The sequence below is a fragment of the Streptomyces sp. BBFR102 genome (assembly GCF_051397025.1).
In the GTDB taxonomy this organism is placed as follows: domain Bacteria; phylum Actinomycetota; class Actinomycetes; order Streptomycetales; family Streptomycetaceae; genus Streptomyces.
Window position 1 is genome coordinate 2,412,378 of the sequence record NZ_CP195757.1, and the last position, 18,694, is coordinate 2,431,071.

Below are 18,694 nucleotides of genomic sequence, written 5' to 3' on the forward strand. Positions count from 1 at the left end.
TACTGCCTACTGCTGGGGTGGCTGGGGTGGCGTCTTCTCGGGCCCGGACCGCCGGGCGCGGGCCGCCTGCCGGGGCGGTACGTCGAGGATGTCACCCCGCCGGTTTGAGCGGGAGCAGGACGCTGATGCGGAAGCCCCCGCCCGGGCGCGGGCCCGCGTCCAGCGTGCCGCCGACCATGCCGACGCGTTCGCGCATCCCGATCAGCCCCTGGCCCTGGCCGTCGGCGCCACCCTCCCCGTACAGCTCGCGGGGGGCTCCGGCACCGTCGTCCTCGACCAGGACGCCGACGCCGTCGTCGAAGTAGACGAGCCGGACGCTGGCACCCACGTCGGGCCCGGCGTGCTTGCGGGTGTTGGTCAGGGCTTCCTGGACGATGCGGTAGGCGGTGAGGCCGACGCCGCTGGGCAGGGGGCGCGGGGAGCCCTCGACGCGGTAGTCGACGGCGAGCCCGGCGGCGCGCACCTGCTCGACCAGCTCGCCGAGCTGGTCGGCGTCGGGCTGCGGCACGTACTCGCCGGTGTCGGGCTGGCCGTCGCTGCGCAGCACACCGAGCAGCCGGCGCATCTCGGCGAGCGCCTGGCGGCCGGTGGCGGAGATGGTCTCCAGAGCGGTCCTGGCCTGGTCGGGGGCGGCGTCGATGACGTACGCGGCGCCATCGGCCTGGACCACCATGACGGAGACGTTGTGGGCGACCACGTCGTGCAGTTCCCGGGCGATGCGCGCCCGTTCGGCCGCGACGACGATCTTGGCCTGTGCCTCGCGTTCCCGCTCCAGCCGGTCGGCCCGCTCCTCCAACTGCGCGAAGTAGGCCCGGCGGGTGCGCAGCGAGTCGCCCAGCACCCAGGCGAGGACGAACGGCACCGTCATCATGGCCGCCCAGAAGAGCCGGGCGGCCGTCCCCCCGCTCTCCAGCGGCCAGCGGGCCTGGGCGAGCGGCGCCGCGAGGATGCCGCCGACGAGCGCCAGCCGCGAGGACCACTTGGCCCCGTGGGCCGCGGCGGTGTGGATGACCACCAGCATCGCGAAGTCGGCCGGGATCACCGGTACGTCCAGGACCAGCTGGGCCACGCCCCCCGCGACGGCGAGGAGCAGCATCCGCTCCGGCGCCTTCCGGCGCAGCGCGAGCACCACGCAGAAGGCGCCGGTGACCACGGCGTGCGGGAGCAGTGCGATCCGCCGGGGGTGGCCCGGGTCGCCCGGCAGCAGCTCCATCAAGCTGACACCGAGCAGGACGACGGCCCAGAAGCAGTCGACCCACGTGGGGTGTCGGCGGATGAGATCGTAGAGACGCTGCACGTGACCCAGCGTAGGCAGGTCGCCGAAGCGCCCGGGTCAACCGGAGGGCCGATCCCTGTCCGCCACGCGTACTCCCCTAGGTGGATGCCCGCCGCACACGCCCTCCGGCCACCCCGCACGCCCCGGCCTCCCGGGCCCGGAGCGGAACCGCGACCGGGGTGCGGGGCGGGCCCTAGCCTTGGCCGGATGACGAGCGAGGGCGAGTGGCGCGGATGGCGGACGGCGGCGGAAGAGGCGCTGTACGGGGCGGGCGGGTTCTACACGGGTGAGGCCGGTCCGGCCGGGCACTTCCGTACCTCGGTGCACGCCTCGGCGCTGTTCGCGCGGGCGGTGGCCCGGCTGCTCGGCGCGGTCGACCGTTCGCTCGGCGGACCGCCCGACCTGGCCTTCGTCGACATGGGCGCGGGCCGGGGCGAACTGTCCGCCGGTGTGCTCCGCGCGCTCCCGCCCGAGCTGGCCGGGCGGACCACGGTGTACGCGGTGGAGCGGGCCGTGGGCCGGCCGCCGGGACTGGACCCGCGTATCGCGTGGCGGGCCGCTCCGCCCGGCGGGGTGACGGGGCTGCTCTTCGCCAACGAGTGGTTGGACAACGTTCCGGCCGAGGTCGCCGAGGTCGCGCCGGACGGCACGGTACGGCTGGTGGAGGTCGCGCCGGACGGCACGGAACGCCTGGGCGCCAGGCCGTCGGCCGGGGAGAGTGCGTGGCTGGAGCGGTGGTGGCCGTTGGCGGGGGCCGCGCCGGGGTCACGCGCGGAGATCGGGGCGCCGCGCGACGCCGCCTGGGCCGAGGCCGCCGGGACGGTGCGGCGCGGCCTGGCCGTGGCGGTGGACTACGCCCATGAGCGCGCGGCCCGGCCGCCGTTCGGGACGCTGACCGGCTTCCGGGAAGGGCGCGAGACGCGTCCGGTGCCGGACGGTTCCTGCGACCTGACGGCGCACGTGGCCCTGGACGCCTGCGCGGCGGCGTTCGCCGCGACCCGCGCGGGGGCGCCGGGTCAAGGGCCTGTCCTGCTCACCCAGCGCCAGGCCCTGCACGGCCTCGGCGTCCGGGGCGGGCGCCCGCCGCTCGCGCTGGCCTCCACCGATCCCGCCGCGTACGTCCGGGCGTTGAGCGGCGCCGGCGAGGCGGCCGAGCTGACGGCGCGGGGCGGTCTCGGCGACTTCGGCTGGCTGCTGTGCCCGGTCGGCGTCCCGCTGCCGCCGCTCGGCCCCGGACCGGAAGGCGGGGGCGGATGAGGCGGCTCGGGTGTCCGGGGCGGGCGCAGCGGACCGCGCGGGCGGTGCGGGAGTGGTCGGTCCGCTGGTGCGCGCGGGCCCGGCGCCGGCTCCGCGCCGTGTTCGGCCTACTTGTCGATGTCCCCGACCACGAAGAAGAGCGAGCCCAGGATGGAGACCATGTCGGAGACGAGGGTGCCCGGCAGCAGCACGGTCAGCGCCTGGATGTTGTTGTAGGAGGCGGAGCGGAGCTTGAGCCGGTGGGGAGTCTTCTCCCCCTTGCTGACCAGGTAGTAGCCGTTGATGCCGAGCGGGTTCTCGGTCCAGGCGTAGGTGTGGCCCTCGGGGGCCTTGAGCACCTTCGGCAGCCGCTGGTTGACGGGGCCCGGTGGCAGCTCGGCGTACCGGTCGAGGCAGGCGTCGGCGAGGTCGAGGGAGTGGTAGGTCTGCTCCAGCAGGCACTCGAAGCGGGCCAGGCAGTCGCCCTCGTCCCGGGTGACGACCTTGAGGACGTCGGCGAGGTCTCCGTAGGCGAGGTAGGGCTCGTCGCGGCGGAGGTCGAGGTCGACGCCGGAGGCGCGGGCGATGGGGCCGCTGACTCCGTAGGCGTGGACGTGCTCCTGGCTGAGGACGCCGATGCCCCGGGTGCGGCCGCGGAAGATCTCGTTGCCGAGGACGAGCCGGTCGAAGACGTCCATACGGGCGCGGACCGCGGCCACGGCGGCGCGGGCCCGCTCGGGCCAGCCTGCCGGCAGGTCCTCCTTGAGGCCGCCGACCCGGTTGAACATGTAGTGCATCCGGCCGCCGGAGAGCTCCTCCATGACGGCCTGGAGCTCCTCGCGCTCGGTGAAGGCGTGGAACATCGGCGTGATGCCGCCGAGTTCGAGGGGGTACGAACCGAGGAACATCAGGTGGTTCAGCACCCGGTTCAGCTCGGCGAGCAGCGTCCGCAGCCAGACGGCGCGCTCGGGCACCTCCATGCCGAGCATCCGCTCGACGGCGAGGACCACGCCCAGTTCGTTGGAGAAGGCCGACAGCCAGTCGTGGCGGTTGGCGAGCATGATGATCTGCCGGTAGTCACGTGCCTCGAAGAGTTTCTCGGCGCCCCGGTGCATGTAGCCGACGACCGGTTCGGCCGAGACGACCTGCTCCCCGTCGAGCACGATGCGCAGTCTGAGGACACCGTGGGTGGAGGGGTGCTGGGGCCCGATGTTGAGCACCATGTCGGTGCTCTCCGCGCCGCCGCCGATGCCGATCATCGTCTCCGTCATGGGCCCAGTCTCTCGCATCTAAGCTGGGGGCATGGAGACGGGGAGCGGGACGGCGGCGGGCGGTACGGGGCGCGAAGGCCCGTCCGGCGCCCCCGTCTGGACCGCGCTGCCACCCGGCCTGCTGGTGATGCGCCGACTGCTGCTGGTGGTCTGGTCGGTGGGGCTCGCGCTGGTGGCCGGGGTGACGCTCGGCGTCCTGGTCGGCCCCGGCTGGGCCCTGTTCGCCCTGGTCCCCCTCTCGGTCCTGCCGTGGGGATGGCCCCTGCTGGCCCGGAACTGGCGCTCGTGGCGGTACGCCGAGCGCGCCGACGACCTGCTGATCAGCCGGGGCGTGCTCTGGCACGAGGAGACGGTGGTGCCGTACGGCAGGATGCAGCTGGTGGAGGTGACCTCGGGGCCGCTGGAGCGCCGGTTCGGGCTGGCCGGGGTACAGCTGCACACGGCGGCCGCCGCGACCGACGCGCGCATCCCCGGTCTGCATCCGGCCGAGGCCGAACGTCTCCGCGACCGCCTCACCGAACTGGGCGAGGCCCGCTCGGCCGGGCTGTGAGCGAGGAGACGGGGCCGGGACCCGACGAGGCCACCGGCCCGGGCGGATCGTCCGGCCCCGGTGACCCGCCCGACCCGCCCGACCCGCCCGACCCGCCGGAGGCGGCCCCGCCCGCCGAACGCCGACTGCATCCCGTCACCCCGCTGCGCCGGGCCTGGGCGCCCGTGGCGCTCCTCGCCGGGTGGGCTCTGCACGACCCGAACAGCGCGTACCGGCACATCAGTGATCTGGCCACCGGGACCTTGCTGCTGGGGCTCGGGGTGCTGCTGCCCGCCGCCGCGCTGTACGGGTTCCTCTCCTGGTGGGTGACGCACTTCTCGGTCACCGACACGGAGTTGCGCATCCGGACGGGTGTGCTGTTCCGGCGTACCGCGCACATCCGGCTCGACCGGTTGCAGGCGGTCGACGTGACGCGGCCGCTGCTCGCCCGGTTCCTCGGCGTGGCCAAGCTGAAGATGGACGTCATCGGGACCAGCAGCAAGGACGAACTGGCCTACCTGGGTGAGGCGGAGGCACGCGCGCTGCGGGCCGAACTGCTGGCGCGCGCGGCCGGGTTCGACCCCGATGAGGCCGGCGAGGTCGGGGAGGCGCCGGTCCGGCGGCTGGTGCGGGTGGCGCCGCGCATGCTCGCCGTCTCGCTGTTGCTGACGGCCACCACCTGGCTGTCGTTGATCGGCGCGCTGGTGGTGCCGGGCTTCCTCTGGTTCGCCACCCACAACCTGTGGACGGTGCTGGCCGCCGGTGTTCCGCTGCTGGGTGCCGCCGGCGCCAGGAGCGCGGGGCGGTTCGTCCGCGAGTACGACTGGACGCTCGGCGAGTCTCCCGACGGGCTCAGACTGGACCACGGGCTGCTCGACCGGGCGCACGAGACGGTGCCGCCCGGCCGGGTGCAGACGGTGCGGATCGTCGAGCCGTGGCTGTGGCGGCGGCTCGGCTGGGTGCGGGTGGAGCTGGACGTCGCCGGGTCCGACAACAAGGTGCTGCTGCCGGTGGCCGACCGCCCGACCGCGCGGGCGGTCGTCGGGCGGGTCCTGGCGGGCGCGGAGGTGCCCGGGGAGTTCGTCCGGCCGCCGGGTCGCGCGGCCTGGTGTGTCCCTGCCTGGTGGCGCGGGTACGGCCTCGCGGTCACCGACCACCTCTTCGCCGCCCGGCACGGCCTGTTCCGCCGCAGCGTCTCTCTCGTCCCGCATGCCAAGGTGCAGAGCGTCCGCCTGGAGCAGGGGCCGTGGCAGCGCCGCCGGGGTGTCGCCGACGTCCATGTCGACACCGGGGCTTCCCGCACGGTCACCGCCCACCTCCGCGACGCCGCCGAGGCCGCCGCGCTCCTGCGCGAGCAGGCCGACCGTTCGCGCACCGGCCGCCGCACGGCGCAGCCGGACCGGTGGATGACCGGTCCGGGGGCCGGCCCGGCCCCGGACTCCGGAACAGAAGGTACGGCGCCGGGATAGCGCGCGGCAGGGGCCGTGCCGGGATTTCACGGAGCAGGGGGCGCGATGGCCCCAAGGGGTCGGCCCGGGAGAGCTTCTCGGGCCGCGGCATATGCCGTGTGCGTGATCGGCGCAACCCGGCGCGCAGTGACCCGGCCATGAAATCCGCACGTCTGATTGGTGATTCCCTCGCTGCCCGGCGCCCGCACGCACCCGTGATACTGGCGAGTCAAGACCTACACGCAACGGACCGAGGGGCAGCGTGAGAGAGGCGGACGGGCACAGTACGGTGCATCTCTGGTCCCTCAGGGAGGAAATCGGCGTCGAGGACGACCCCTCCGGGGAGGGAATCGTCCTGACCGGGCCGGACGGGGTCGACCGGGTGGGCGAGGTCTCGCCGCTGGTGCGGGAGGCGCTGCGGCGGATGCAGCTCGGTCCCGTCCTCCTCGCCAACCTCGACCCGGGGCGCGCCGGCGGGCTCGCGCCGGACGGGGCGCTTCCGGCCGACGGCGGCGATCCCGCCCTGTCCCGATTCCTGTCGGACATCTCCCACTTGGTGGTGCGCACCCTGGCCATCGACGATCTGGGCGGGCCGCTGCTCTCCGCCTTCCCCCAGTCCCGCCCCGCCCCGTTCGCCCCGGTGCGGCCGGCGCCCCGGCAGGCCGTGCGGATGGCGGGCGGCGTCTCGCTGACCGCGGAGGGCGGCGGTTTCGCGCTGCGTTCGGCGGCGGCCTCGCACCGGGTCCTGCTGCACCGGCCGGAAGCGGCGCTGGTCGCCTCCCTGCTGGGCTGGCCGGTCACCCCGGAGGCCGCGGCCGACACGCTGCCGGTACCCCGGGTGGTACCCCCGGGGGTGATCGGCTACCTGACCGCCGCCGGGATGACGGCGCCGGCCCTCGGCCCGGCCGCGCGGGCGTCCGCTCGCCCCTGACCGCTCCGGGTGCGGGCCCGGCCTCACAGCAGCCAGTCGGACGCCTGGGCGATCCTGATCGCGTCCACCCGGTTGCGGGCGTTGAGCTTGGAGACGACCGTGGTCAGGTAGTTGCGGACGGTCCCGGCGGAGAGGTGCAGCTCCTTGGCGATCTCTCCGGGCTCCCAGCCCTGCGCCACCAGCCGCAGCACCTCCGTCTCCCGCTCGGTGAGCGGACTGTCCGCGCCGTCCCATGCCGAGAGGGCGAGCTGCGGGTCGATCACCCGGTGGCCGGCGACCACCCGGCGGACGGCGGAGGCCAGTTCCTGCGGCGGGGCGTCCTTGAGCAGGTAGCCGGAGACGTGGGCCGAGAGGGCGCGGCGCAGGGTGCCGGGGCGGCCGAGGTTGGTCAGGATCAGCGTCCGGCACTCGGGCAGCGACTCGCGCAGCCGGGCGGCGGCGGTCAGTCCGTCGATGCCGGGGAGGTCGATGTCGATGATGGCGATGTCCGGCCGGTGTTCGAGCGCGCTCGGCAGGATCTGGTCGCCCCGGCCGACCTCGCAGACGACCTCCAGGTCGTTCTCCAGGTCCAGCAGGGCGACCAGGGCGCCGCGGACCATGTGCATGTCCTCGGCCAGCAGGATGCGTATCGCCATGGCGGCCGACTCCTCGGGTTCGTTCATGGGGGGCTGGTGCGGTCAGGCGACGTGGTCCCGGACGTACGCCTCGGCCAGGGGCCCGGGTACGTCGCGGGGCGGTTGCGCGGGTGCCTCCGCGGTGAGGGCGAAGGTCTCCTCCCCCGCCCGGGAGACGGAAAGGCGGCCGGAGACGGCCCGCAGCCGCGTCTCCAGGTTGCCGAGGCCGCTGCCGCTGTGCGGCGAGACGTTGCGGTAGGCGGGGTCGACACCGTCGTTGGAGATCGACAGCCGGACGACGTCGGCCTCCTGGACCGCGGTGATGGCACAGACGGCGGCGCGCGAGTGGCGCAGCAGGTTGGTGACGGCCTCGCGGGCGACCGCGGCCAGCACGGTGTCGACCTGCGGGGCGATCTCGCCGAGGCGGATGTCGGTGTGGACGGTGACGTCCGCCGACCGCAGCAGCGACTCGGCCGACGACAACTCCTGTTCCAGCGACATCCCGCGCAGCCCGGCGGCGACCGAGCGCACGTCGGCGAGCGATTTCCGGGACACGGCGAGGACTTCGCCGACCTCCTCCATCGCCCGCTCGGGGTGGCTGGGCACCAGCCGGTGGATCAGCTCGCTCTTCAGCGTGATCACGGAGAGGCTGTGGCCGAGCAGGTCGTGCAGGTCGCGGGCGAAACGCAACCGTTCCTGCGTGACCGCCATCCGCGTCAGTTCGACCCGTGTGTCGTGCAGCGCCTTGACCAGCTCCGCCAGGCGCGAGAGCCCGTAGACCACCAGCCCGGTCAGCAGGGTGGACTGCACCAGGTAGAAGGCGTCCCGCAGCGGCAGCCCTTCCAGCAGCGGCGGGAGCGCCATGGTGGCGCCGACCAGGCCGTAGGCGGGCCAGGCCCAGCGCGGCGGCAGCAGGAGCAGCAGCGACCCGGCCAGGAAGCCGCCCATCGAGCCCCACTGGGACTGGAAGAAGACCAGGGGCACATAGGTCAGCGCCGCCTGGCAGCCGAGGGTGGCACATCGCCGCCCCAGCGGCGCGTGGCGTGCCCGCGCGCGCGAGTGGCCGATCTGGAGCAGGAAGACACCGGTCTGGCACACGAAGGACATGGCCAGCGATAACCGGGTGTGCGGCGCGCTCGCGAGGTTGAGCGCGGTGACGCTGAGATAGCCGAGCAGCACCACGACCAGGATGATCCGGGCCAGTCGCGGCGCCGGCAGGTACAGGAGGTCGGCTCGTGGGCCCGGCGCGGACTCATCCCCGCCCTCCGGGTCCGCGTGCCCGGTCGTCCGGGAATCCCCTCGTGGTCTGCCATCGCCCCGTCGCATCCGTACGTAGCCTCCCCCGTCGAACCACCTTGCTACGCAAGGAGCGTAAGTGATCTGAGGGGAGGCTGTGCCGGGTTGGTGGGGAGGCCGCGCGCGAGCGCCGTCACCGGAGTCAGACGAAGAGCGGCGTGGGGTTCAGCTCCTCCAGCCGGCAACGGTCGGTCCGCAAGCCCAGCTCCACCGGCAGGTCGTAGAGTCGGCCGGGGGCGAACCGGGGCCAGAAGTGGCGCAGTCCGGGCACCAAGACCTTTACAACCGGAAGTTCCAGATCCGGCCTGGTCTGGTCCAGGACGAGCAGTTCGAGTCCACGCGATCGCAACAGTTCCGTGATGGAGCGGACGTCGTCCAGGAGATCATCGCCGGGGGTGTACGACCAGTGGTCCGCGGTGCGCGCCGCGAGGGCCGGATGCGGGCGTACGTAGGGACGGTTGGCGGTGGTCGCGTGGCGCCACCAGTCCAGCGGTTCGGGGTCGGTGACACGGTAGCCGCGGCCGTCCGCCGTCACCTCTCCCACCAGGGGCAGCAGTTGGCCCATCTCGGTCAGCGCCCGGCGCAGCGCCACCCGGGGGTCGAAGTGGGCACCGAAGCCGAAGACGATGTCCTCGGCCGGCTTGTCGGTGCGCCGGGAGAGCGCCGCGACCACCGGGATGCCGAGGTCGCCGGTGAGGTCCAGTGCCCACACCTCGCGGCCCACCGACCGGTACCCGGCGCGCAGCCGCTCGACGTACGGCTCGTCGAAGGAGTCGAGGTCGACGGCTCGATGGCGGGTGCGGTTGTACCACCAGATCGCGACGGCGTCCCGCTCGACCAGCTCCAGGAAGCCCTGGACCAGGGCGTCCTCCGGGCTGCTCCCGGCGGCGTTGCCGTTGGAGTCGGCCCACAGCCCGTCGGGCGCCTCCTGTTCGCCGAAGAAGAGCAGCGAGGTCGGCAGCAGCCGCCGGGTCTGGTGGGTCAGCGACCAGACCGGGGTCCACTCGGTGGGGCGGTCCTCGTCGAAGCGGCGGGGCACGTGGTGGAGTTGGGAGCCGCCGCCGTTCCAGCGGTCGCGGTCGGCGAACTGCCGCTCGTGGAAGAGCTGGCAGGCGTTGGGGTGGACGGCGGCGTCGCCGAGCGCGCGGTAGGTGTCGCGCACCACCGGCTCGTCGCCCTGCCGCGTCCCGCTGTACCGCTCGACGGCCTCGCAGAGCGCGCTGGTCCGTGCCTCGGTGTCGGTGAGGCCCTTGCCGCCGCTGAGCGAGCGCAGCCCCGCCCGCAGACCGGCGAGAGTGCCGGTGCGCATGGCGAGGTTCTGTCCGGACAGGTACGTGCTGATGAAGTCCGGGCTGCCCGGCGCCCGCCGGATCTCCTTGACGACGCCGGTGACGGGGCCGACCAGGTGCCCGTACCGCTCCAGCATCCGCGCGGGGGTCAGCGCCCGGTGGCCGTTGAGGTCCCCGGCGGCCTTGGGGCGTGACGCGGGAACGAACGGCGCCTCGATCCGGCGGGCCGTCAGCCCCGGGTCGCCGCAGGCCGCGCACTGCGGCAGCCGGGTGGCCGGGTGGGTCGCGGTGGCCAGCGTCAGCGTGTCGAGGGTCGTCACCCCGTCGTGGCCCGGGCCGCGCGCCCCTGCCAGCCACTTGGCCGCCTCCAGCACGGCCAGGTGCACGGCGACGGCGCGGCCCGCCGGGAGCGTGGCGTGCGGGCGCCGTACCGGGCCCTGGTCGCCGAGGGCCCGCTGGAGCGGTCGTTCGGCGTACCGGTGGCCGCGCAGCCGGGTGGCGAGGCAGTGCCAGCACGGCCCGTCGTGCGGGCGCAGGACGGGCCCGAGCCAGAGGTCGGCCGAACCGAGCCGCACCGGCAGCCAGGGGGTGCCCGCGGCGCGCTGCCGGGCGTCGACCTCGGCGAGTTCCGGATCGAGGTAGTCGTCGCACAGGACGAGCGAGAGGTCGGCCTCCTCCGGCGCGTCGGCCACCGTCAGCCCCGAGGCACGGCACGCCTCGGCGGCCCCGGCCGGGTCGGTGCCGGCCAGCGGGACGAGCGCGACCGCCGCCCCGGCCAGCGCGGCCAGGGCGGTGGGGGCGTCGGGCCCGGCGAGGTCCCAGTACGCCTCCGCGGCCGGGTCGGCCGTCCAGGGCGTACGCGCGCGGAGCAGGCCGGCCGCGTCGAGTGCGCGCAGCGAGCCGGCCGCCTCCTCGGGTGTCAGCGCCGGAGCGGCGTCGCTGATCACCCTGGCCTGGTCGCGGGTCCCGTCGAGCAGCGGGACCAGCACCTCGGCCGGGGCGCCGCGCAGGGCGGTCACCCCGCGCTGCGAGACGAGGTACGCCGCCTCGCCCGGTACCACGGTCGCCCGCAGATGGCTCTTGAAGCCGATCGGTCCGCCTCGGTCACCGGCGGATTCGCGGCCGCTTCCCCCGGCGGCGTTCACGCCTGGGGCTGCTCGCGCGTGGCCGGGCCCGGGGCGACCGGGGAGGCGGCGATGCAGATGGTGAAGAGCGCCGTGCCGTGCTCGGGCAGGGTCTCCAGGTCCTCGATGATCAGGGTGCGGGCCGCGGGGACCGCGCTGTCGGAGCGCGGGGCGGAGATCGTGGCAGAGCTCATGGTGGTGGTTCCCTTTCGTCCGGTGGGGTGCGCACGCCAGGTCGTACCGGCGCCTGCCCGAGGCCCCCGGGTCGGGGTCCGTGGCAGCGATTCTGTGCGAACACGGTGAACGGCGGACAGCCCCGCGAGTCACCAAGCGGCCATGAAAATCTCACGGTGTGGGCGCCTCGGTCCGGTGAAGTCCGAAACAGCCGGCAGGTGGTGGAGCGCGGCCGGAGGGTGGTCGTCGGCACGCCCCGCGGTTCAGGCGGCCGTGCTCGGGGCGAGCTGCGGCATCGGCGTGCGCAGCCGTCCCCCGAGGAGAGCCATGCCGAGCGGGGTCACCGAGTGCAGCGCGCAGTTGCGGACCCGGCGGGTGGTGATGAGGCCCGACTCGCGCAGTATCGAGGCGTGCTGGCTGGCGCTGCCCGGCGAGACGCCGAGCCGGGCGGCGAGCTGGCTGGTGGTGCAGGTGCTGGTCAGCGCGCGCAGGGCGGCGGCCCTGGTCTGGCCGACCAGCGCCCGCAGGGCCTCGCCGCCGATCACGTCGGCGGTGTCGGCCGGGGCGAACAGCGCGGAGACGTCGGAGGGCACGGAGAAGACCAGCGCGGGCTGGCCGCTGTCGCGTTCGGCGTGCAGCGCGCGGCCCACCATGCCCGGCAGGAAGGTGGAGGGGCTCAGCAGGAGGCCGCGGCCCTTGAGGTGGAGGTCCCGCTCCGGGCCGTCGTGGATCTCCAGCACCGGCGGGTTCCACACGATCCTCGGGTGGAGGGTGGCGAGGAGGCGTTCCACGCCTCCGGTCATCACGATCCGGCCGTGTTCGGCGCACTCGTGGTCGAGGTGTTCCAGGACGCGGTCCCAGTAGGGAGCGCCGCCCGCCCGCCACATGTCCACGGCCAGCCGGGTCACCTCGGTACGGCTCAGGCGGAGCGCGGAGAGCACCGAGGCGTCGGCCCGGGGGGAGGAGTCGAGCAGGAACAGCAGGTCGTCGGGGGCGCGCAGGGAGCGGAGCAGAGGGAGCAGCGGACGGTTGAGCGAGTACGTGTCGCGGAGCCTCGCCAGGGATTCGCCGCGCCATCGGGCGTACTCCGCGTTGCGGGAGTGCGCCAGCGCGCCCAGCGCGAAGATCCCCTCGGCGACCGGCCCGAGTGTGCTCTGCAGGCGGATGCGGGCCAGGTCCGCGGCGGAGAAGTGAATCCTCTGCATGTGTTCCCCCGTTGATGAGTGGTGGACCCGCGGCGGGCACCCGGCCGGACCGCCTCCACCGGGTCGCGGTGGAGGCGCTGTTCCGCTGCCCGCCCGGCCGGTCGGTGTCCGGGGGCGGGTGCCGTACGCACGGATACGCACGAATACCTCGTGGTGCTGGTGCCAGGGGCGCCGGCGTGCGGCCGCTCCCGTCCAGACCTTGCAGACGGTGCCACGGCGGGTCGCGCGCGGACAGTGCCGCGTTCCTTGAGCCGCCATGGCCGATTCACCACCTCGATCATGAATTCTTCAGGTGTGGCTCCGGGCGGGGCCCGGCGAAAGATCCCGGCCCCCTTCCCGGGCTCGGGTTTCCGCGCCGCACGGGGTCCGCCGGGACCGCCCGGCGGCCCCGGGGGCGCGGGAATGCGGCGGCCCCTCACTACGAGTCACGAGGCCACAGGGCCGGGCAGAGCTCCCCCGGGGTCTGCGTCCGCTGCCCCTGAGGCGGGGTTCGCCCGGGGGTGGGGACGCCGGAGGGTGGCCTGGAGGAGGCGTGTCCCAGCCATCGGGGTGTGTTCGGGACGGCCGAAGACCCGGCGCCCGGCCGGGGCGCGCCCTTCGGCCACCAGGGAGCGCGGCTGGCCGATTCTCGCTGTTCCGGTGTCCGGTGCGGGCGGTGTCCTCGACCGCCGGCGTGGCCGGGAGGGAGCAGATGGCCAAGTCCCCCTTTACCGGGAGGGTTTGCCGAGGACCGAAACTGTGGCTGGAGGATGTGCGGGAGACCTACGCTGCGCCGGGCGGGAACGTGGAGTTCTCTGCGGGAGGCCCGGGAGCGCCCGGCGCCCCGAGATGAAGGCGGGTCCCTGTGCTCTTCAGGAGACCGCTTCCCAGCGAGCGCCCTTGGGGGAGAGCTGTGATCAGGGAGTCCGTGGAGGACGTGGTCGGCCGGGCCAGAGCCGCCCAGGCCGAGATCGCCTCGTGGTCGCAGGAGGAGACCGATCGGGCCGTCGCGGCCGTCGGCTGGCACTGCTACCAGGAGGAGACGGCGCGCCGGCTGGCCCGGCTGAGCCACCGTGAGACCGGGCTCGGGGACCCCGAGGACCTGTACGCCCTCCAGCGCGGGCGGGTGCTGGGCATCCTGCAGGACCTGCACGGGGCCCGGACGACCGGCGTGGTCGAGTCGGACCCGGCACTGGGCCTGGTGAAGATCGCCAAGCCGCTCGGGGTGATCGCGGTGGCGAGCCCGGCGACGGCTCCGGCCCCCGGCATCATCTGCAACGCGCTGCCGATGCTGAAGACCCGTAACGCCGCCGTCTTCAGCCCCAACCCCCGGGCCCGGCGCAGTGCGCGGGCCACGATCGACGTGATGCGGGCCGCCCTCGCCTCGGTGGGCGCGCCTGCGGACCTGCTGGCCTGCCTGCCCGAGGTGGGCCGGGAGGCGGGCTCGCAGCTGATGGCCGAGGCGGACTCGGTCGTCGCCATCGGCGGCTCGGGCACGGTACGCCGCGCGTACCGCAGCGGTACCCCCGCGATCGGGGCCGGGGTCGGCAACCCGACGGTGGTGGTGGACGAGACGGCGGACCTGGCGGCGGCGGTGGCCGCCGTGCAGCACGGTGCCGGGTTCAACCACGGCACCTCGTGCTCCTCGGAGAGCAACGTCCTGGTCCACCACTCGGTGGCGGCTGCCTTCGAGCAGGGCCTGGCCGACGCCGGTTCGTACCTCTGCGACGAGGCCGAGACGGACCGACTGACCCGGCGGCTGTGGCCGGACGGCGCGACACTCGACCGGGACCTGATCGGCCGCCGGGCCACGGAGTTGGCCGCGGCGGCCGGGATCGACCTGGGTGGGCGGGAGGTCACCGTCCTCGTCGCCCGCTGCGCCGACCCCTGGCGGGACCAGCCGCTGCTGCGGGAGAAGATCTCTCCGCTGCTGGCCCTCTGCGTCTACCGGGAGTTCGACGAGGCGGTCCGCCTGGTGCAGTCCATCGCGGAGCGGTGCGGCCTCGGCCACAGCTGCGCGGTGCACACCACCCGCGAGGACCGGGTGCTGCGGCTGGCCGAGGAGGTCACCCACTGCCGGGTCGTCGTCAACCAGTCGACGATGACCAACACCGGCAGTCTCTCCGCGGGCGTCCCCTTCACCACCACGCTCTCCGCCGGCAGCTGGGGCGGCTCCAGCGTCGCGGGCAACGTCACCTGGCGCCACTTCCTCAACCACACCACGGTCTCCCGGCCCATCCCGGCCCGGGTCCCCGACGAGGCGGCGCTCTTCGCCCCGTACCGCGCGGGCCCCGTGGCCCCGCGCCACCCCCGGCTCCTCGCCCCCGCGGACGCCTGACGGCCACGCGGGACGTCCGAAAAAGAAGGGCAAGTCGTGCCGATCGAACGCGTCAACGGAATCAGACTCCACTACGAGGAAAGCGGCAGCGGCGAGCCGGTCGTCATGGTGATGGGCTCCGGCGCGGGCGGCCGCTCCTGGCACCTGCACCAGGTGCCGGCGCTGCGCGCGGCCGGGTACCGGGTCGTCACCTTCGACAACCGGGGCATCCCGCCGACCGACGCCTGCGCCGAGGGGTTCACCGTCGACGACATGGTGGCCGACACCGCGGGGCTCATCGAGCACCTGGGCATCGGCCCGTGCCGCCTGGTGGGCACCTCGCTCGGCGCCCACGTCGCCCAGGAACTCTGCCTGGCCCGGCCGGAGCTGGTCAGCCAGGTGGCGCTGCTGGCCACCCGCGGCCGGGACGACGCGATGCGGCGGGCACAGTCGCGCGCCCAGCGCGAGTTCCACGACGCGGGCGGGGTGCTGACCCCGCTGTACGGCGCGACCGTGCGCGCCCTGCAGAACCTGTCGCCGGCCACGCTCCGCTCCGACAAGGAGATCCAGGACTGGCTGGACATCTTCGAGATGGCGCCCCTCTCCGGGGCCCCGGGCCACCGCGCCCAGCTCGGCATCGACATGGCCACCGACCGGCTGCCGGCCTACCGGCGGATCACCACGCCCTGCCTGGTCGTCGGGTTCGCCGACGACCTGGTCCTCCCTCCGCACCTGGGCCGCGAGGTCGCCGACGCGATCCCCGGCGCCCGGTACGTGGAGGTGGCGGACGCGGGGCACTACGGCTACCTGGAACGCCCCGACCAGGTCAACAACGCCCTGCTCGACTTCTTCGCGCGGCGCGCCTGAACCGGCAGGGGGGCCGGGGCACGCCTCGCGCGGCGTCCCCGGCCCCACCGGACCGCACCAGCCCGGGCCGGTTCGAGCCCAGGTGAAACACGTTGAACCGGTCGACACGGCCGGGAAACCATGCCGCGGGAACCGGGATCTGACCGGAACCCCAACATGAGGAAAGGGAAACTCATGGAGAACCCGTTCGACGACGACAACGGCATCTTCTACGTGCTGGTCAACGACGAGAACCAGCACTCGCTGTGGCCCACGTTCGCCAAGGTGCCGGACGGCTGGACGGTCGTCTTCGGCGAGGACAGCCGCCAGAACTGCCTCGACTACGTCGAGAAGAACTGGACCGACATGCGGCCCGCCAGCCTGATACGCGAGATGGACGGGGTCCCGGCCACCTCCCGGGGCACGGCGGCCCAGACCGCCGTACCCGCCTGATCCACGGGCGCGAACCGTCGCGGGTGTCCCGGAGTGCAGTCCGGGGCACCCGCTCCCGCATGCTCAGACCACGTCGCGGCGCATGGGCACCAGCACCGCCACCGCCGCGGCCACCAGGGCGTAACCGGCCAGCAGCAGTCCGCCGCCCACGGGGGAGAGCAACGAGACGGGACTGGTGGCCAGTTCGCCGGCGACAGCCTCGGCGACGTAGGTGAAGCTGGTCAGGGAAGCCGTGGCGCCGCCGGGGAGCAGCGGGTAGACCAGGTTGACGCCCGGGATCATCATGAGGATCAGCTCGCCCATGTAGAGGTAGCCGATGACCACGGCGAGGGCGACGGTCATGTTGCGGATCAGCGCACCCATCGCCACCCCGAGCAGGGTGTAGACCGCCATCGTCAGGGCCAGCCGCAGCAGCAGCTCCCAGACGGTGCCCGCGGCCAGGCCGGGCGTGACGCCGCGCGCGGCCAGCGCCCCGTAGAACCCGGCGCCCGCGCTCACGGCCAGCACCAGCCCGTAGACCAGTCCGGCGCCCCCGAAGGCGACCAGCTTGGCGGTGAGCACCTGCCAGCGCCTCGGCGCGAAGAGGAAGGTGTACGTGGCGGTGCGGTGCCGGTACTCCGCGGTCATCGCCAGCGTGCCGAGGGCGGCCGGGACGAAGACGGTGAAGCCGAGCATCCCGAGGACGGAGAGCACACCTTCCTCGGTGTCCAGGCCGGGCATCGGCGGGCTGAAGTTCTCCGGGCCCACGACGGCCATCAGGCCGACCAGCCCGCCGCCGAGCAGGGCGGCGGTCACCAGCGCCCACCGCCACATCCTGGTCGCCGCCAGCCGGCGGAACTCCGCCTTGATCAACGCCTTCACCGCGCGTTCCCCTCGTACTGCCCGGGCTGTCCGGCCCGGTCCTGGGTCAGGTCGAGGAACAGCTGCTCCAGGCTGCTGTCCTCGGCGCCGAGTCCGTGCACCCGCAGCCCGGCGGCCGCGGCCAGGTCGGCCGTCTCGGCGGCGGTCAGCCCGCTGACCCGCAGCGAGCCGTCGTCGGCGGTGGCCACCTCGGTGTCCGGGCCCCTGGTGCCGTCGAGGATCAGCGCCCGCAGCTGCTCGGCGTCGGGCGAGCGGACCAGGACGGTGGCGGGCCGGCGCCGCGCGATCTCCCCCAGCGGTCCGGCGGCGACCATTCTGCCGCGCCGGATCACCACGACGTCGTCGACGATCTGCTGGACCTCGCTGAGCACATGGCTGGAGATGAGGACCGTGCGGCCCTCGGCGGCCAGTTCGCGCAGGAAGGTGCGGAGCCAGGCGATGCCCTCGGGGTCGAGGCCGTTGCCCGGCTCGTCCAGCAGCAGGACGTGCGGGTCGCCGAGGAGGGCGGTGGCGAGGCTGAGCCGCTGCTTCATGCCGGTGGAGAAGGTGCGGGTGCGGCGGTGGGCGTGCTCGGCGAGGCCGAGGCGGGCCAGCAGCTCATCCACCCGGCTGTCCGGGTGGCCGCCCATGGCGCAGTAGATCCGCAGGTGGTCGCGGGCCGCGTGGTTGGGGTGGAAGGCGCCCGCGTCGAGGACCGCGCCGACCGTCCTGGTGGGGCGGTCCAGCTCCGCGTAGCGCCGGCCGCCGATGGTGGCGGTGCCCTCGGTGGGGGCGACCAGGCCGAGGATCATGCGCATCGTGGTGGTCTTGCCCGCGCCGTTGGGGCCGAGGAAGCCGGTGACGACGCCCGGCTCCACGGCGAAGCTCACCGAGTCCACGGCGGTGACCTCGCCGAACCGCTTGGTCAGGCCGGCCACCTCGATCCCGTACGCGTTCACCGGCCCCTCCCGAGGTGGTGGGCGAGCTGCTCGGCGAGGTGGTCGGCCTCGTCGACCGAGAGCACCAGCTCGTCGAAGTCGGCACAGGCGGCGGCGCGGTCCAGCCGGACGCGCAGTCCGGGCGAGCCCCGGTAGGCGGCGACGAGCTGGCGTGGCCCCTTGACCAGGCCCCAGGTGCCGACCTTCGCGAAGCCGGAGACCTGTATGCCGCTGCGGGTGCCGTGGGCCTCGCGCAGCGGGTCGCGGACGGGGTCGACGCGGCGCAGGGCCGCCAGCGGGACGGTCACCTTGTCGCGCTTGAGCCACATCCGCTCCCAGCCGCTGAACGTCACGGTGAGGTCGGTGCCGGAGATCTTCATCAGTGCCATGGGGAACTTCCCATCCCTCGGGGACCCGTGAGGTCCGCTGCGGCTTCCGCGCTGGCTATCTGTTCTAGTAGTTGTATATCAGATAGATTGGAGCCGTGCAGCTCCTACTCGATCTCGACAGCGAGGTCCCGATCTACCAGCAGATCCGGGACCGGGTGGTGGAATCCGTCGCGGACGGCACGCTGGGTCCGGGCGCTTCGCTGCCCTCCACCCGGCAGTGCGCCGTCGACCTCGCGATCAACTTCCACACCGTCAACAAGGCCTACGACCTGCTCCGCCGGGAGGGGATCATCCGCATCAACCGCAAGAGCGGCGCGGTGATCCACCCCGACGTCGGCCGGGCCACGCCCGAACTGCGGGCGGGCGAGGACTGGCGGCCCCGGCTGCGCGTCCTGCTCGCCGAGGCGGTCGTCCGGGGCGTGCCCGAGGCGGAGGTCGCGGCGTACGTCCGCTCGACCCTCGGCGGGTTCGTGCTCGGCCGGGCGGACGAGGAGAAGGACGGAGGTGGATAGACGGTGGTGACCGTACGACCCGGCGGG

General features: G+C 74.0%; 18 protein-coding genes. 8 read left to right on the forward strand and 10 right to left on the reverse strand.

Annotated elements, in window-relative coordinates; genetic code table 11:
• Positions 1 to 91: 91 nt before the first annotated feature.
• Positions 92 to 1,297, reverse strand: coding sequence for a sensor histidine kinase (locus tag ACSLIC_RS10930; protein ID WP_436737480.1), 1,206 nt, complete (start codon positions 1,295 to 1,297; stop codon positions 92 to 94).
• A gap of 186 nt (positions 1,298 to 1,483) precedes the next feature.
• Between ACSLIC_RS10930 and ACSLIC_RS10935 the strand changes: the two genes are divergently transcribed.
• Positions 1,484 to 2,533: an SAM-dependent methyltransferase gene (locus ACSLIC_RS10935; RefSeq protein WP_436737481.1), complete on the forward strand. Its 1,050-nt coding sequence runs from the start codon at positions 1,484 to 1,486 to the stop codon at positions 2,531 to 2,533.
• A 107-nt stretch (positions 2,534 to 2,640) separates the two neighbouring features.
• On the opposite strand, the gene ACSLIC_RS10940 is transcribed toward ACSLIC_RS10935, so the two are convergent.
• Positions 2,641 to 3,783, reverse strand: a complete 1,143-nt coding sequence (locus ACSLIC_RS10940; RefSeq protein ID WP_436737482.1) for an NADH-quinone oxidoreductase subunit D — start codon at positions 3,781 to 3,783, stop codon at positions 2,641 to 2,643.
• A 31-nt stretch (positions 3,784 to 3,814) separates the two neighbouring features.
• On the opposite strand from ACSLIC_RS10940, the gene ACSLIC_RS10945 reads away from it, so the two are divergent.
• The 3 genes from ACSLIC_RS10945 (at position 3,815) to ACSLIC_RS10955 (ending at position 6,691) form a co-directional block, all read left to right on the forward strand.
• Positions 3,815 to 4,333: a PH domain-containing protein gene (locus ACSLIC_RS10945; RefSeq protein ID WP_436737483.1), complete on the forward strand. Its 519-nt coding sequence runs from the start codon at positions 3,815 to 3,817 to the stop codon at positions 4,331 to 4,333.
• Positions 4,330 to 5,781 (forward strand): PH domain-containing protein, encoded by a 1,452-nt coding sequence (locus ACSLIC_RS10950; RefSeq protein WP_436737484.1) that lies wholly within the window; start codon positions 4,330 to 4,332, stop codon positions 5,779 to 5,781. Before ACSLIC_RS10945 ends, ACSLIC_RS10950 begins: the two co-directional genes overlap by 4 nt.
• Before the next feature lie 268 nt (positions 5,782 to 6,049).
• Positions 6,050 to 6,691: an NADH oxidase gene (locus tag ACSLIC_RS10955; protein ID WP_436737485.1), complete on the forward strand. Its 642-nt coding sequence runs from the start codon at positions 6,050 to 6,052 to the stop codon at positions 6,689 to 6,691.
• A 23-nt stretch (positions 6,692 to 6,714) separates the two neighbouring features.
• Here ACSLIC_RS10955 and ACSLIC_RS10960 read toward each other — a convergent pair whose 3' ends face one another.
• From ACSLIC_RS10960 to ACSLIC_RS10980, 5 genes are all read right to left on the reverse strand, one after another.
• Entirely contained in the window at positions 6,715 to 7,326 is a 612-nt protein-coding gene (locus ACSLIC_RS10960) for a response regulator transcription factor (RefSeq protein WP_436740342.1), read from the reverse strand.
• A gap of 42 nt (positions 7,327 to 7,368) precedes the next feature.
• Positions 7,369 to 8,631: a sensor histidine kinase gene (locus tag ACSLIC_RS10965; protein ID WP_436737486.1), complete on the reverse strand. Its 1,263-nt coding sequence runs from the start codon at positions 8,629 to 8,631 to the stop codon at positions 7,369 to 7,371.
• Between the two features lie 112 nt (positions 8,632 to 8,743).
• On the reverse strand, positions 8,744 to 11,035 hold the full coding sequence (locus tag ACSLIC_RS10970) for a TOMM precursor leader peptide-binding protein (protein WP_436737487.1): 2,292 nt from the start codon (positions 11,033 to 11,035) through the stop codon (positions 8,744 to 8,746).
• A complete protein-coding gene (locus ACSLIC_RS10975; protein ID WP_436737488.1) occupies positions 11,032 to 11,208 on the reverse strand; it encodes a hypothetical protein in 177 nt (58 codons plus the stop codon). The genes ACSLIC_RS10970 and ACSLIC_RS10975 overlap by 4 nt, the downstream gene beginning before the upstream one ends.
• Positions 11,209 to 11,451: 243 nt before the next feature.
• Positions 11,452 to 12,393 carry an ArsR/SmtB family transcription factor gene (locus ACSLIC_RS10980; protein ID WP_436737489.1) on the reverse strand — a complete coding sequence of 314 codons (942 nt, stop codon included), beginning with the start codon at positions 12,391 to 12,393 and terminating at the stop codon, positions 11,452 to 11,454.
• An 892-nt stretch (positions 12,394 to 13,285) separates the two neighbouring features.
• Between ACSLIC_RS10980 and ACSLIC_RS10985 the strand changes: the two genes are divergently transcribed.
• From ACSLIC_RS10985 to ACSLIC_RS10995, 3 genes are all read left to right on the forward strand, one after another.
• Positions 13,286 to 14,710: an aldehyde dehydrogenase family protein gene (locus ACSLIC_RS10985; protein WP_436737490.1), complete on the forward strand. Its 1,425-nt coding sequence runs from the start codon at positions 13,286 to 13,288 to the stop codon at positions 14,708 to 14,710.
• A 36-nt stretch (positions 14,711 to 14,746) separates the two neighbouring features.
• Positions 14,747 to 15,556 carry an alpha/beta fold hydrolase gene (locus ACSLIC_RS10990; protein ID WP_436737491.1) on the forward strand — a complete coding sequence of 270 codons (810 nt, stop codon included), beginning with the start codon at positions 14,747 to 14,749 and terminating at the stop codon, positions 15,554 to 15,556.
• A gap of 174 nt (positions 15,557 to 15,730) precedes the next feature.
• Positions 15,731 to 15,988, forward strand: a complete 258-nt coding sequence (locus tag ACSLIC_RS10995; protein WP_003948915.1) for an MbtH family protein — start codon at positions 15,731 to 15,733, stop codon at positions 15,986 to 15,988.
• Positions 15,989 to 16,051: 63 nt separating this feature from the next.
• Here ACSLIC_RS10995 and ACSLIC_RS11000 read toward each other — a convergent pair whose 3' ends face one another.
• Genes ACSLIC_RS11000 through ACSLIC_RS11010 form a run of 3 tightly spaced genes read right to left on the reverse strand, consistent with a single transcriptional unit; the run spans position 16,052 to position 18,155 of the window.
• Entirely contained in the window at positions 16,052 to 16,849 is a 798-nt protein-coding gene (locus tag ACSLIC_RS11000) for an ABC transporter permease (protein ID WP_436737492.1), read from the reverse strand.
• Positions 16,846 to 17,787: an ABC transporter ATP-binding protein gene (locus ACSLIC_RS11005; RefSeq protein ID WP_436737493.1), complete on the reverse strand. Its 942-nt coding sequence runs from the start codon at positions 17,785 to 17,787 to the stop codon at positions 16,846 to 16,848. Before ACSLIC_RS11005 ends, ACSLIC_RS11000 begins: the two co-directional genes overlap by 4 nt.
• On the reverse strand, positions 17,784 to 18,155 hold the full coding sequence (locus ACSLIC_RS11010; RefSeq protein ID WP_436737494.1) for a hypothetical protein: 372 nt from the start codon (positions 18,153 to 18,155) through the stop codon (positions 17,784 to 17,786). Before ACSLIC_RS11010 ends, ACSLIC_RS11005 begins: the two co-directional genes overlap by 4 nt.
• 95 nt (positions 18,156 to 18,250) lie before the next feature.
• On the opposite strand from ACSLIC_RS11010, the gene ACSLIC_RS11015 reads away from it, so the two are divergent.
• Positions 18,251 to 18,667 (forward strand): GntR family transcriptional regulator, encoded by a 417-nt coding sequence (locus ACSLIC_RS11015; protein WP_436737495.1) that lies wholly within the window; start codon positions 18,251 to 18,253, stop codon positions 18,665 to 18,667.
• Positions 18,668 to 18,694: the final 27 nt, after the last annotated feature.